Origin of the sequence: Pseudomonas sp. N-137, from assembly GCF_034555295.1 — a bacterium.
In the GTDB taxonomy this organism is placed as follows: domain Bacteria; phylum Pseudomonadota; class Gammaproteobacteria; order Pseudomonadales; family Pseudomonadaceae; genus Aquipseudomonas; species Aquipseudomonas rhizophila.
The window spans coordinates 41,740-57,064 of sequence record NZ_JAXUDQ010000026.1; the positions used below are offsets into that span (position 1 = coordinate 41,740).

Genomic DNA, 15,325 nt, shown 5'->3' on the forward strand with positions numbered 1-15,325 from the left:
CACCCGATCAGCAACGGTGCAAGCCGTTGCTGATTTTTGCGTCACACCGGCGCCAACACAGCCACATGAAATTTTCATGACATCCGTTCGGTCCCGAGCGGCTGTAACCGCCTAACCCCTATAACCAACGCTGGCAGCTTGATAGCACTGCGTTGTGCCCCTTAGAGCAAACCGAAAGGATGAGTAGGATGCTGCGCTGCAAACCTCAGACGAAACTGAATGCCCCCCGTCGCGATGGCGAGTTGTCGATGTTGCGGCTCAAGCCGCTGGCCCAGGCCATTGCCCTGCTGATGGTGGCCGGCAATGCCCACGCGGCGACGGCGTTCAGTTCGGCCTGGTTTGCCGCCAAGGGCGCGTCTCAGGCCGGTGGCGCGGGGCGACCTACGACCGCGCAGCCAGGCATGCCGCCACCCCTGGCGCAACAGCAACGGGCCAATGCGCAGTTGCAGCGTTCGCTGACCAACCTCAACAACACCGTGGCCGCCATCGCGGCCCAGCAGGCGGCCCAGGCTGCGGGGCGGCAAGCCGCATTCGGGCAGGTGCAGACCGTGCCCGACGGTTTGGGCGAGGGCGGGCTCAAGGTCGATAACAGCCTGACCCAGGGCTGGCTCAACGCCAAGGGACCGCAGCAGACCCAGGTCGGCGGCAAGACCACGGTGAAGATCGAGCAGACCGCCGACAAGGCGATTCTCAACTGGGAAACCTTCAACGTCGGCCGCAATACCACAGTGGATTTCCAGCAGCAGTCGGACTGGGCCGTGCTCAACCGGGTCAACGACCCTCAAGCGCGACCGAGCCAGATCCAGGGCCAGATCAAGGGCAACGGCACGGTGATGCTGGTCAACCGCAACGGCATCATTTTCAGCGGCAGCAGCCAGGTCAACGTGCGCAACCTGGCGGCGGTGGCGGCCAACGTCAGCGACGAGCAGTTCAGCCAGCGCGGCTTGTACGTCGATGCCACTGGCACCCAGCCGACCTTCACTGACGCCGCCGGCAAGATCGAAGTGCAGCGCGGTGCGCGGATCGAGACCCACCGCGCCGCCACCTCCACCGCCGGGGGCGGCTATGCCTTGCTGCTGGGCTCGGAAGTGGAGAACGCCGGTTCCATCATCACCGCCAAGGGCCAGACCACCCTGGCAGCGGGCGACAGTTTTTATATTCGCCGGGGTCAGGGCACCAGCGGTAACCCGCGTTCCACCACCCGTGGCAACGAGGTCGCGACGTCCCTCAAGCCGGGCAGCAGCGCCGGCACGGTGATCAACAGCGGCCTGATCCAGGCCAGCACCGGCGACATCACCCTCACCGGGCACAATGTGCAGCAGAATGGCGTGGCGGTGGCGAGCAGTTCGGTGGACACCCGCGGCACCGTGCACTTGCTCAACGCCTTCAGCGACAGCACCGGCAGCGTCACCCTGGGGCAGGGCAGTGCCACGGCGGTGCTGCTTGACGCCGGCGGCGGCAGTGCCCTGGACAGCCAATACAATGCCGGGCCCGCCGGCCTGGACGGTACGCCGAACAACCTGATCACCGGTCGGTTCAACAACCTCAGCAGCGTGGTCGACCGCACCGACCAGTCGCGGGTCGAGATCGTCAGTGGCGGCAGCGTCGACTTCCAGAACGGCTCCATCACCCTGGCCACCGGCGGTCAGGTCGCGGTCAGCGCCGCCGGTCGCAGCCTGGTGCGCGATGGTGCGGTGATCGACGTGTCCGGCGCCATCGGCGTCAAGGTGGCGATGGAGTCCAACTCCATCAAGGTCAACGTACAGGGCAACGAACAGCGTGACGCACCGGTCAACCGCGAGGGCGGCAAGTTGACCAACAACGATGTCTGGGTGGACGTACGTGATTTGATCTACGTGCCGGCGGGCACCAACGGTTATGCCACCGACCGTTGGTACACGGCGGGTGGGCTGCTGGAAGTCGGCGGCTACCTGGGCACACGGGGCCACAGCATGGGTGAATGGGCCGCCCAAGGTGGCACGCTGACGTTCACCGGCAACGACGTGGTGACCCAGCAGGCGGCGCAGTTGAACCTGTCCGGCGGTACCCTGGATGTGCAGAGCGGCTACCTGCGGCAGTCCTGGCTCAGGGGCCCCAATGGGCGCTTGTATGAATTGTCCAAGGCGCCGGGGGACATCCTCTACAGCGGCATCTACAAGGGTTACGAAGACCACAGCCAACGCTGGGGCCAGACCGATTACTACTACAACCCACTGATCGCCCCCCGCGAGCGCTTTGAGGCCGGCTACACCGTTGGCCGCGATGCCGGCAAGCTGGTGGTGTCGACCCGCAACGCGGTGCTGGAAGGCCAGATCGTCGGCGAGGTCTACCAGGGCGAACGCCAGAACCAGGCACCGAACCTCAACCTCGACGGTTACCAGCAATCGCAAAACGCCGTGGCCCGGCGGGCTCAGTTGCTGGTGGGCAGTTACACGCCGATCTACGACAAGGCCAGCGGTGTGATCAACAGTGGCCTGAACCCTACCTTCGATCAGGTCACCGTCGGCGAGGTCAACGACAAGATTGCTGCGGGCCTTGACCTGACCTCGGTGGTCGGCACTGATCGGCAAGGCAAGTTGGTGCTGGACAATGAGCTGCTCAATGGCTTCCAACTCGGCGCGGTCAAGGTGGCAGCGGCGCAAGGCATCAAAGTCGACGGCGCGCTCAACGTGGCCGATGGCGGTGATATCACGCTTTACGCGCCGCAGGTGGAAGTGAACGCCGACCTGACGGCCCGCAGCGGTCGCATTGCCCTGGGTAACGTGCTTAAACAGGTCAGAACCGATAATTTCCAGATGGTAGACGTCGTGCTTTCGCCTGCCACCGGTCAGCGTGCAGCGGTCACGTTGGGCGAAGGCGTGACGTTGAACACCGCTGGGCGGTGGAGCAATTTGCTGCTCGACGGCAACGACCGTGAAGGTCTGCCGTTCATCAATGGCGGTACGGTGTCTGTGCGCAGCAGTGGCGATATCGATGTGCGCCAGGGCAGCCTGATCGACGTCAGCTCCGGTGCTGCGGTCATGGCCGATGGCAAGACCCGCGGTGGCAAGGGCGGTGACTTGACCCTGACCGCCAGTACCGGCGCGTCGTCCGGTAACGGCGCCTTGAACCTGGACGGTGAACTGCGCGGCACCGGGGTGAGCGGTGGCGGGACCTTGAAGCTGGCGGCCAACAAAGTGCTGATCGGCAACAGTGGCTCGCCACTGGAACCGGGAACGTTGCAACTGGACGGCGACTTTTTCGACAAGGGTTTCTCGGCCTATGACATCACCGGCAACGAAGGCCTGACGGTGGCCGATGGGACCCGGGTCGATGTGACGATGCCGGTGTACCGTTTCGGCGAGCAGGCGTTGACTACCGGCAGCAACGCAGAGCCGGCTGATGCCTTGCAGCGCTGGACGCCGGAGCTGTATCAGGAAGATGCGATCAAAGGTGTTCTCACCCAGCGCCACGGCGCGAGCCTGAGCCTCACTGCCGGTACCGCGAACTCCAGCGCGGCAGATATGGCCAGCACGGTATTGAACATCGGGCGTGGAAGCGTGATCAGCGTCGATCCGGGACAAGGCATCGACTTGCGCAGCATCGGTCAACTGACCGTCAACGGCACCCTCAACGCCTGGGGCGGACGAGTCAGTCTCACCGAACTGAGCGTCAGCAACCCAGTTCGCAACCCGGTCAATGCCCAAGGCCATGGACGCTCCATCTGGTTAGGCGAGCAAGCATTGATCGATGTCTCCAGTCGGGCCGTGACTGCCCAAGACATGCGCGGCCAGACCTATGGCCTGGTGCATGACGGCGGCGAGATTGTCATTGGTGGTCAGATTGATGTCGCGAAAGGATCGGCTTCGGCGCCGGAATTGTTCGTGGTGATGCGCGAGGGGGCACGCCTGCAAGCGGATGGCAGCCAGGCAATGCTGGATGTTCCTGGCCAGGGACGCACATCGGTGACGAGCAACGGTGGCAGTATTTCCCTGGCGTCGGCCAATGGTCTGTACCTGGACGGCGAATTCAGCGCCCGTTCCGGTGGCACGGGGGCCGCAGGGGGCAGTTTGTCGGTGGCGCTGGAGACACCGTATTACCTGAAAAGCGCGGTCAATGACCGGGTCTTGCAGGTGCGTGAACTGGTGCTGGGACAAACCGCCCAGGCGAGCCCGCTAAGCGACACCGCCAAGGCCTCGGCGGATTCGTTGATCTATGGTCATGGGCGTTTGGGTGTGGACCAGGTCCAGGCGGGCGGCTTCGACAGCCTGTCTCTGCTGAGTAACGGCATTATTAGTATCCGTGGCGACGTGTCGTTGTCCCTCGGCCAAAGCCTGAGCCTATATGCGCGTAGCTTCGGGTTGAGCACAGCCGCGCCAGCCGACACCCGTGTTCAACTTAATGCAGTTCATTTGCTGCTGGCGGGGCCGGCGGCCAGTCTACCGAATATGGATTCCTATACCCGACCGCTGATCGAAGGCGACGTATCGCCACTTGCGAACAAGGCGGTGCTTTCCGTCAACGCCGACTTGTTGGATGTACAGGGCAATGTGAGATTCAGCAGCAAAGGCACGCTGAGACAGGCCAATGGCACCACGGTCGAGTTGGAGCGCGCCGGGTTCGACCTGGTCCAGTTAAGCAGCCGTGGTGATTTGCGCTTCCTGGCGGGATTCTCCAGCGAAGGATTGCCTACGGGCTTTAGCACGCAATTAATGACTCCTTCGGACATGATCCTGCAAGCGGCGCAACTGTATCCGGCGACCGGGGTCGGGGCTCGGGTATTGGCGGGGTATAGCTTGAGTGGCACCTCTGCCTACGACCCGGCGCGCAGCTTGGTCATCGGGCGGACTACCCAGGTGACGCCTCAGGTACCTTATTCGGCATTCGGTCACTTACAACTGGGCAGTGCGAATATCGAGCAGGGGGGGGTGGTTCGGGCCCCGCTGGGGTTGATTGAGGTCGGCACCAACGACGGCACTAGCATCACTAGCCAAGTGGACTTGCTGCCGAACAGCCTCACTTCAGTCAGTGGCCTCGGTCTGGTTCTGCCTTACGGCGGTACCGTCGATGGTCAGAGTTATGAGTACGCGGGCAAGAAGGTGGTGCTTCTGGGGCAAGGGGCCATCTCCTATGGCAACGGGGATCTGAATATTGGTGTGATTCTGGGCGGAAAGTCTGTTGCGGCCCAGGAAGGCTCGGTACTCGATCTTTCGGGTGGCGGTGATCTGCTGGGTGCCGGTTTCATTTCCGGCCGTGGCGGCTCCACCGACGCGCGCTTCAACCCGCTGGTGCAAATCGGTGCCAACGGCGGCTTTACTTTACCGGGCCTGTCCAGCAACCCGGTCTACGCCATTGTGCCGGGCAACCAGAGTGCATACGCACCAGTGGCGCCCGAGGGCGGCGCAGTGGACCCCAGGATCGGACAACAAATCACCATTGGCGCCGGTGTACCGGGGCTGGCCGCCGGTACCTATACGCTGATGCCGTCCACCTATGCCTTGCTGCCGGGGGCGTTCCGGGTCGAGGTCAACGGTCTGGCGGGTCAGGGTTCCACGGCGGGTGCGTTGCAGATGCGCAACGGCTCCTGGGCCACCGCCGGGGTGCTGTCGGTGGTCAATACCGGGCAGCGCAACAGTCTGTCCAGCCAGGTCATCCTGACTTCGGGCGATGTGCTGCGTCGCTATTCGCAGTACAACGAAACCAGCTACGCCCAGTTCGCTGTAGCCGATGCCGCACGCCTGGGCGTGCCACGAGCCCTGTTGCCGGTGGACGCCAAGACTTTGAAGTTGAAACTCGCGCCAGGAGCGGGAGATCAGGCGTTCTCCTTTAAAGGCATCGGCAAGTTCGCGCCTCAGAAAGGTGGCTACGGCGGTACCGTCACGGTGGTTGGAGGTAATGGGGCGTTGGAGGTCGTTGCCGATGGGCGCGGGGCCACGGCCGGCTTCGAGGGCGTGACCCTCAATGCCGAAAGCCTGAATGCCTTGAATGCATCGCGTCAGGTTATTGGTGGGCAGTTCTTGACGCTCTATGGTCAGAGCGGAAACTACATCACGCCCTCGAGCAGTGGAGGTAGAACCTCGTCCAGAGTGATCTTGCGTGAAGGCGCTACGTTGGCGGCACCGGAGGTTTTCCTGCTGGCCAGCAGCGAGGTGTCGATGGAACAAGGCGCCGCCATCAATACCATTGGTCGTGGCGCGGCTGCCTACGATGCCCATGACGGTTTTATCTATGACCTCAATGTGAGTGGTCAGAACTTGCTGGCCGCCTCCAACGGCTTGCTCAACGTGTTGGCACCCTCATCGGGCAGCAGCGGCTCCATCAACATCGGCGGCTGCAGCCTGACGCCATGCAGCGGCGTCACCCGAATTCATTCCGAGGGCGGCATCGTCGCCGCCACCGGAGGGAGCCTGGAATTGGACGACAAGGTGCGCTACGGCACCCGTCACCTGACCCTGGCCCTGAGCAATATCAACGTCGGCACCGCCCCGGCATTGAGCGACGCAGCGGCGCGTCAGGTCTTGCCGGCCGGTCTGACCCTGAGCCAGACGGTACTCGATCGCCTGTTGCGCGGGGACACCGAATACGGCGCCCCGGCCCTGGAAACCCTCGAACTGTCGGCCAGTCAGGCGCTGAATTTCTACGGCACCGTCAGCCTGGACACCTATGACCCGACAACAGGCAAGTCGCGCCTGAATAACCTGATGCTCAGCACCCCGGCCATTTATGGCGCCGGCAGCGTCAACGACGTGGCGACCATCCGCACCGCCAACCTGATCTGGAACGGCGCCGTTGGCGCGCCGGGTTCGGTGATTGCCGGTGGGGCCGGCACCGGTGCCGGTCGCCTGGACATCCAGGCTCAGCGCATCGAATTCGGCTATGGCGATTTCGCCCAACCGAGCTCGATCACTACCCTGGACCGTCTTGCACTGGGCTTCGCCAACGTCAACCTTAGCGCCAGCGAACGCCTGACCGCCAACCACAAAGGCAGCCTGGCGGTGTATCAACGCCAGGGGGCCTATGACGCGAAAACGGGCTACGCCTACAGCGGCGGCAACCTGAATATCCTCACCCCGTTGCTGACCGGTGAAGCCGGCTCGGTCAACCGCATCACCGCAGGCGGCGCGGTCAACGTAGCGGGCACAAGCGCCAAGCCGGGCAATGTCTCCGGGCTTGGGGGCGAGTTGTCCATCAAAGGCGCGAGCCTGAACCTTGCCAGCGCGGTGATGCTGCCCAGCGGCAAGCTGACCCTGAGCGCGACGGATGACCTGACCCTGGCCGATGGGGCACTGATCGACGTGGCGGGCCGCACCGTCACCTTCAACGATGTGACACGCTACAGCGCCGGAGGCGAGGTGATCCTGCAAAGCCAGAGCGGCAACATCCGCCAGGCTGCTGGTTCCAGCATCGACCTTTCGGCGCGCCACAACCAGGCTGGCCGGCTCAGTGCGGTGGCCCTGGACGGCGCGGCCGGGGTGGTCGATTTGCAGGGGCGGATTCTCGGCAGCAGCACCGGCGAATATGACGCCGGGGGCACCGCCATGCCATATCTGGCTGGCGGCGTGGAGATCCAGGCCCAGCGCCTGGGCGGCAACGGTAACCTCAGCGAGCAGTTCGCGGCCTTGAACCAACGGTTGAACGAAGGACAGCTGTTCGGCTCCCGCAGCTTCCAGCTCAAGCAGGGCGACCTGGTGATCGGCAACGAACTCAAGGCCTCGTCCATTGACGTGTCCCTGGACAATGGCAGCCTGCTGGTCAACGGCAAGGTCGACGCCAGCGGCGAGCGGGTCGGCAGCATCCGGCTTGCGGCCGGGCGCTCCCTGACCCTGGGCAGCAACGCGGTGCTCGATGCCCACGGCAGCCGTCTGCGGGTGGACAGCTATGGCAAGATCATCGACTCACCGAACCGCGCCATTGTCGACCTGACCTCGCGAGGCGGCGTGCTGACCCTGGCCGACGGAGCTCGCATCGATTTGCGCCATGGCACTGCGGCGCTCGCCGGGCAGCACGACGACCGTGCCCGTGGCACGCTGGAACTCAATGCACGCCGCGCCGGCTCGACCCCGACCCAGGGCGACATTGCCATCGATGCACGCGGTGGCCTGGATATCCAGGGCGCCCGGTCCATCGCGGTCAACGGTATGTGGCAGTACAACGATGCAGAGTTTGGCAGCGATCCGGCAGCCAGCGGACGCCCTTATCAGGTCATCGACCAGGCGTACCTGGATGGCAAGCACCAGGACAGTATTGCCTTCATCAACGCGGCGCTGGCCAACGGCGATTTGATGCAACGTAAACTCGCCGGTCTGAACAATGCTCGATATGCCGATGCGTTCCACCTGCGGCCCGGTGTGGAGATCGTCAGCGCGACGGCCGACGGTGATCTGGTGGTGCGGGGTGACCTGGACCTGTCCGGTTATCGCTACGCCAGTGTGAATCCGCATACTCGTAAAACCGCCGTGTACGGCTCTGGTGAGTCGGGTGCGCTGACGCTGCGCGCCGGGGGTGACCTGAACATCTATGGCAGCATCACCGACGGATTCGCCCAACCGCCCGCGACCAACGACGACAAGGGCTGGGTGCTGTTGCCGGGCATTGATTTCGCGGCGGGTGATATTGTCGTGCCCGGTACCGGTGTGACCCTGGCGGATGGCACGGCGTTTCCAGCGGGCTCGGTGCTCAACTTCGACGTACCCCTTAAGGGCGCGACCCTGGCGGCGGGAACACGCCTGCCGGTGGCGGCGACGCTTGATCAGCCACTGGTGCTGCCGGCGGGCACGGTGCTGGCTGCGGCGGTGCATGACGCCTCGGGTAATCTGTTGTTCGCCGCTGGCACTTTGTTGGCTTCGACCCAGACCCTGGAGGCGGGCACGGTGCTGGGGGTAGGCAGCCTGCTGGGCAGCGGCGCAACAATACGCAGCCTGATCTGGCCCAAAGGCGTTGCCTTGCCAGGCATTGCGGGCGCGAGCAACGGCTTGACCAATGTGCTGCGTCTCAGCGGGGCCCTGGCGCTGAGTGTGGGTTCGAAAATTCCTTCAGGTACCGACATCAAGTTGCCGGCCGGTGTCGAGTCGGTGCAGTTGCGTCCGGAAGTGGCGGGGAGCAACTGGGCCATTGCGCCGATGCTGGCCGAGGGTTCGCAGTCCTGGTCGTTGCGCCTGGTGGCCGGCGCCGATACGCAGGCGGCGGACAGCCGGGTTGTGCAGCCTGTGTTGGCGGGTGGAGATCTTCATTTGGCTGATAGTCACTACGGCATGTTTGGCAAGGCCGGGGCGGGGGGGCTGGTGTGGACCGAAGAGGGGGCGGAAAATTTCGGAGATCCGAGCCTGGCAGGTAAATTCATTGATTTTGAGAACGTTGCCTATCCAGGGATGTGTGAGGATACCCCGTCGTTTTGCAAGGCCAGTAGCGGCTTTGTCTGGACGGAGGAAGGGGCGGAAAACTTCGGGGTTCCAGACCTCGTGGGTCAACCGATTGATTTCGAAAACCTTGCCTATCCTGGAATGTGTGACGACACCCCGTCGTTTTGCACCGCTGTTGGGCAAACGGAATACAAGGCAGGCAGCCAACGTTGGAGTGTGATCCGCACCGGAGCGGCAGACCTTGAGCTGCTGTCGGCGGGCGATCTGAAAATGGATTCTCTGTACGGCGTCTACACCGCCGGCAGTTCAGCCAGCGAGACTTATGCCAACGACCCGTACAATCAGCCCAAGGCGCTGGGGGCGGCGGGCAAGGTGCTCAATGATGCACTAGGTGAAAACGAGCAGTTCGTGGATGGTGGTAGCAACAGTCTTTATCGTGCCTGGTACCCGGACTTTGGCGGCAACCTGAGCTTGAAGGTTGGCGGCAATCTGACCGGTAATAGCCTGGACGTATCGAGTACGGATAGGGGGCGGCCCAATGGGGGAGACGTTGGTTACGATACGGTCAACGTCGGCAATTGGCTGTGGCGTCAGGGCAATGGCTCAGTCGCAACCGGCACGCAGGCACAACCCACCGCTTGGTGGATCAATTTTGGCAGTTACACCGCCGCGAAGGACGGCAAGGCTGATTTGATGGTCGGGTTTACGGGGTTCGGTACTCTAGGCGGCGGTAACCTGAATGTTCAGGTGGCCGGCGATGCGGGGGTGCTCGATCAAATGGCAGGGAGTGGTCTTGTGCCGATCAGCAACAGCCGCAGCCAAGGACTGGTTCTTGCCGTGGGCAGCACCGGGCGTGTGGGCGCTGATGGCAGTCTGCAATTGACCGGTGGTGGTGATCTTGATCTGCGTGTGGGTGGTGCTTTGAATCCCGAGAGCCTGTTCGTGAACGGGCATCTCAATGGCGCGGTCATCAACCTGCGGGGGTATGCGCAGATCGATAGCGGTGCCATCGGTCGAATCGACCTGCGCTATGGCAACGTTGCTTCGGTACAGTCTCCCGGAGAAACACGCGCTTATGACTCTTTCAGAGCTACGCGAAGCTTGCCAACAGGCGGGCTGACCCTGATGCCGGGCGATGCCACGTTCAATCTGAGCACTTCGGGCGACTTGGTAGTGATGGACGTAGCAGACCCGGGCCGGGCGCCGATGATGAGCGTTTCGCCCTTCAAAAGTGGTGCGACCAACGGATCGGGTGTCAGCTGGTTTACGTTGTGGACCGCCAACACGGCGATCGACTTGTGGTCGTCGGGAGGTAACCTGACGCCTTTCGTTAGCGCGACGGCCACGGATTTAGCCGTGGTCTACCCGTCGATCCTGAGGGCTGTGGCGGCCAATGGCAGTCTTTATTATGGCCAATCCTCGGTATGGGATGGAACCGGCTACAACGGCAACGATCGTCCAGCCCTGCTGCTCGCTCCTGGCATCAACAGTGAGTTGCAATTCATGGCCGGCGATTCCATCTACGGTGGCGATATGTCGGTCAGTCGTTCCGGTGCATCGTCTGCGGCCCTGGCGACACCGTTGCGCCCAGCCTTTGCCGGGCTCGTAAATGGCAGTGTGGTGGTCAGCAATCTCTCCGCTGATGCCAATCGTGTGCCTCCCAGCGCGGATACTTTACCGTTGATTACCTTCGATACCAGCAGCGCCTCCAACGAGTGGGCCGGCAACACGGATCCTGCTCGCTTTTATGCGCTCACAGGCGATTTGCTGGCAGTCGCGAGTGGACGAGCGATGAGGTACACCTCTGAGAACGATGGCCGATTCGGACAGATTTCCTTCGAAGGTATGGGGGCCGTTTGGATGAAGGCCGGACGAGACATTGTAAGCAGCGGTATACCGCTGGGCGGCTCGCTGACCAGCGACTTCTACTTAGGGAACTACACCAGCACCGGCAACCTCTTCATCCACAACAACTCCACCGACATCTCCATCGTCTCGGCCGGGCGCGACATCCTTTACAGCAACTTCAACGTCGCCGGTCCCGGCCTGCTGGAGATCACCGCCGGGCGCAATCTGCGGATGGACGACAAGGTCAGCATCAACAGTATCGGCGCTGTGGTGCCGGGGGATTCGCGCCCTGGCGCAAGCCTGGTGCTGCAAGCCGGCGCGGGACTCAACGGCGCGGATTACCAGCGCTTCGTCAAGGCGTACCTGGACCCGGCCAACCAGGCTTTGGCCGGTGTGCCCCTGGCGAACCAGGACGGTAAAGTCGCCAAGACCTACGAGGCGGAACTGGTGGATTGGCTGGAGCAACGCTTCGGCTTCAGCGGCGACACCGAGCAGGCCCGCAACTACTTCGCGGCGCTGCCGGCCGAGCAGCAGCGGGTGTTTGCCCGCGACGTGTACTTCGCCGAGCTCAAGGCCGGTGGCCGTGAGTACAACGAAGTGGGCGGCGTGCGCCAGGGCAGCTACCTGCGCGGGCGGGAGGCTATCGACTTGTTGTTCCCAAGCAAGGATGTGGCGGGTAACGCGATCACCTACAAGGGCGATATCACGATGTTCGGCGGGGCGGGTGTGCACACCGATTTCGGCGGTGGCATCCAGATGCTCACGCCGGGCGGCGGGCAGACGTTCGGCATCGAAGGCAACGCACCACCGTCCACCGCCGGGGTCATTACCCAGGGTGAGGGCGATATCCAGTTGTATGCGCAGAACAGCATTCTACTAGGGCAGAGCCGGATCATGACCACCTTTGGCGGTTCGATTCTCGGCTGGTCGGCCCAGGGCGATATCAACGCCGGTCGCGGTTCGAAGACCACCGTGGTCTACACGCCGCCCAAGCGCTTGTATGACAGCTGGGGCAACGTGACCCTGTCGCCGTCGGTGCCGAGCACCGGCGCCGGTATCGCCACGCTCAACCCGATTGCCGAAGTGGCGCCGGGCGACATTGACCTGATCGCGCCCTTGGGCACCATCGATGCGGGCGAGGCGGGGATCCGGGTGTCGGGCAACGTCAACATCGCGGCATTGACCGTGGTGAACGCGGCCAACATCCAGACCCAGGGCAAATCCTCCGGTGTATCACTGGCGGCCACGGTGAACACCGGGGCCATCACCTCGGCCAGTTCGGCGGCGTCCTCGGCGACACAAGCGGCGGAAGACGTGGCGCGCCAGCAGCAGAACGCGGCGCGACAAAACCAGGCGTCGGTGTTCACCGTGCAGGTGGTGAGCTTCGGCTCCGAGCAACTGGCCCCGTCCCGCGACGGTGCCAGCCGCGACACGCCACGGGCCTACGACCCGGCCAGCCCGGTGCAAGTGCTGGGCGCCGGCCCCCTGGATGAACAGACCCGGCAGCGCTTGACCGAGGAAGAGCGGGGGCGGTTGAGCTTGTAGCGATCGGCTGGCACCGAGGCGCCGGCATCGCGAGCAGGCTCGCTCCCACAAGGAATCTGCGGTGAACACTACTCTTGTGATCACTCAAGACCCTGTGGGAGCGAGCCTGCTCGCGATGGCGGCGATACCTTCAACGCCACAGCAACTGATCTTTCGCGTTCGCGAGCAACCCCGCTCCTGCGGAGCAATAGGGCAAGACCCGCAATCCCCCTCCATCCGTCTCATCGAAAATGAAGCTTTCATGACAAAAGTTCGGTAGCACATCGCCATTCCCGTCAAGCCTGTGTGACGTGTTCGAGGGGACCTGCAAGGTCGTTTGGAGCCGGGGCAGGCAGCCGGGAGTGAGGCGATGGGAACTATGGAACGTTATTCGAAAGTGGGCATGCAGGAGCTTGACCAGCGGTTGTCGAAGATCGTCGAGGCGGCGCGCAAGCAGCCGGTCTCGGTGTATCGCTACGGCGCACCGTGGGTCTGGATCGTTTCCCAGGATGACTGGCAGGGCGCACTCAAGGAAGTGTCCAGCTACATCCCGCAAGGCCATTCACTGGTGTTGCTGCGTCCGCAAATCGACGACCTGCTGGACGACCACCGCGACGTGCTGCAAGGCCTCACCGCAAGCGCCGAGATGCTGATCGCACCGCAGACCGTCATGCACATCCTTTTACTGCAACTGCTCTATTCGGTGCCCAGCGAGCAGCAACTCTACGAACAACTCAATTACAACCTGCTGTTCCGTTGGTTCGTCGGCCTGGACCTGAACCAGAAGGTCTGGCGCTTCGACGTTTTGAGCAAAGACCTCGCCACGCTGTTGGGCGATGCGCGGGCGGTGAGGCTCATCCAGAAAATAATCGGTGAAGTGTTCTGCGGTGCCTTGCTGCAAATGCCGGAGTTCTCCTTGAATTTCGCGCTGCTGCACACCTGGCTGGCGCGGCACGCCACGACATCGACTGCAAGCAATTGAGCGGTACTTTGAATTCAGGGGGTGGTGTGGAGCATTTCTTCAAATCGCGGCCAGCGCTGTGGGGCTGGTTGGTGTTGACGGTCGGGGGGCCGTCGGCGTTCGCCGCGCAAGCGCAGCAGGAAGTCGAATCGGCCCCGGCTCGCCTGGTGGACGTGAACGAGTATTTCGTGCGTGGCAACACCGTGCTCGATGCCCGGGCCATCGAGGAGGCGGTGTACCCGTTCCTCGGCCCGCAAAAGGCCTTGAGCGATATTGAGGGGGCCCGGGAGGCGCTGCAAAAGGCCTATCAGGCGCGCGGTTATCAATCGGTGTTCGTCGAGTTGCCGGAGCAGAAAGTCGAAGACGGCATCGTCTACCTGCAGGTCAGCGAGACCAAGGTCGGCCGAGTCCGCGTGGTGGGTGCCAAGCATTATTCGCCCGTGGAGATCCGCGAGGACGTGCCCGCGCTCAAGGAAGGCGAGGTGCCCGATTTCGCCCAGGTCCAGACCGAGTTGGCGCAGTTGAACAAGACCCCGGGGCGCCAGGTCATGCCGTTGGTGCGCGAGGGCCAGCGGCCCGGCACCATGGATGTGGACTTGCAGGTCGAGGATCAGAACCCGTGGCAAGCCAGCCTGGGGCTCAATAACGATTACAGCGCCGACACCGAGAAGCTGCGCACAGTCGCCAGCCTGGGCTACAACAACCTTTGGCAATTGGGTCACAGCCTCTCGCTGACCTTCTTCACCGCGCCCCAGGACACCGAAAACGCCAAGGTCTGGTCGGGCTCCTATACCGCACCGCTGGACGAGCACTGGAGTGTGCAGTTCTCCGGTTACCAGTCCGACAGCAACGTGGCGACCATCGGCGGCAGCAACGTCTTGGGCAGGGGCCATTCGTACGGTGTCTCGGCGATCTACACCTTGGCGTCCAGCGCCGCCTGGGCCAATACGTTTTCCATTGGCGTGGATTTCAAAGACTTTGAGGAAGAGCTGAATCTGGGCGGCGCCAGCGACAAAGTACCGCTCAAGTACGCGCCGTTCACCTTCGCCTACAACGGCTTTCGCTACACCGAAAACAGCCAGTTGGGCCTTGGCCTGAGCCTGGTGGCGGGCACCCGCAGCCTGTTGGGCTATGGCAGTTCCGACGAAGACTTCGACTACAAGCGCTACCGCGCCAGCCCCAGTTTTGCCGTGCTCAAGGGTGACGGCAATTACACCTTCACCTTCGCCAACGACTGGCAGACCGCGTCCAAAGCCGCGTTCCAGCTGGCGTCCGGGCCGCTGGTTTCCAACGAACAATTCTCTGCCGGTGGCGCGACATCGGTTCGCGGTTATCTGGCCGCCGAGCGTACCGGGGATGACGGCTACCTGCTGTCCCAGGAGTTGCGTACACCTTCCATTGCCAAGTTCCTCGGCAGTTATGTCCAGGAGTGGCGGTTCTACGCCTTCGCCGAAGGCGCGCAGTTGTACTTGCGCGACGAACTGCCCGATCAGGACGCGGATTACAGCCTGGCCAGTGTCGGCCTCGGCACTCGCGCGAGCCTGAGCAAATGGCTGTCCGGCAGCCTCGATTGGGGCTACCCGCTGCTCGAAGGGCCGAACACCTCGAAACAGGAATCGCGCCTGCATTTCAACCTGCAAGCGACGTTTTGAAC

The 15,325-nt window shown here is 63.1% G+C and carries 3 protein-coding genes; all 3 read left to right on the forward strand.

All coding sequences use genetic code 11. The features are described 5' to 3' along the window. Positions 1-188 precede the first annotated feature (188 nt). The 3 genes from T3A99_RS17750 to T3A99_RS17760 all read left to right on the forward strand — a co-directional run bounded on the left by T3A99_RS17750 (position 189) and on the right by T3A99_RS17760 (position 15,323). Positions 189-12,731, forward strand: a complete 12,543-nt coding sequence (locus tag T3A99_RS17750; protein WP_322834625.1) for a filamentous hemagglutinin family protein — start codon at positions 189-191, stop codon at positions 12,729-12,731. A 358-nt stretch (positions 12,732-13,089) separates the two neighbouring features. Further along, the gene (locus T3A99_RS17755) at positions 13,090-13,692 is read left to right on the forward strand and encodes a transposase (protein ID WP_047228943.1); all 603 of its coding nucleotides are present in this window, start codon (positions 13,090-13,092) and stop codon (positions 13,690-13,692) included. 74 nt (positions 13,693-13,766) lie between these two features. Beyond that, entirely contained in the window at positions 13,767-15,323 is a 1,557-nt protein-coding gene (locus T3A99_RS17760; RefSeq protein ID WP_372241374.1) for a ShlB/FhaC/HecB family hemolysin secretion/activation protein, read from the forward strand. The last annotated feature ends 2 nt before the right edge of the window (positions 15,324-15,325 follow it).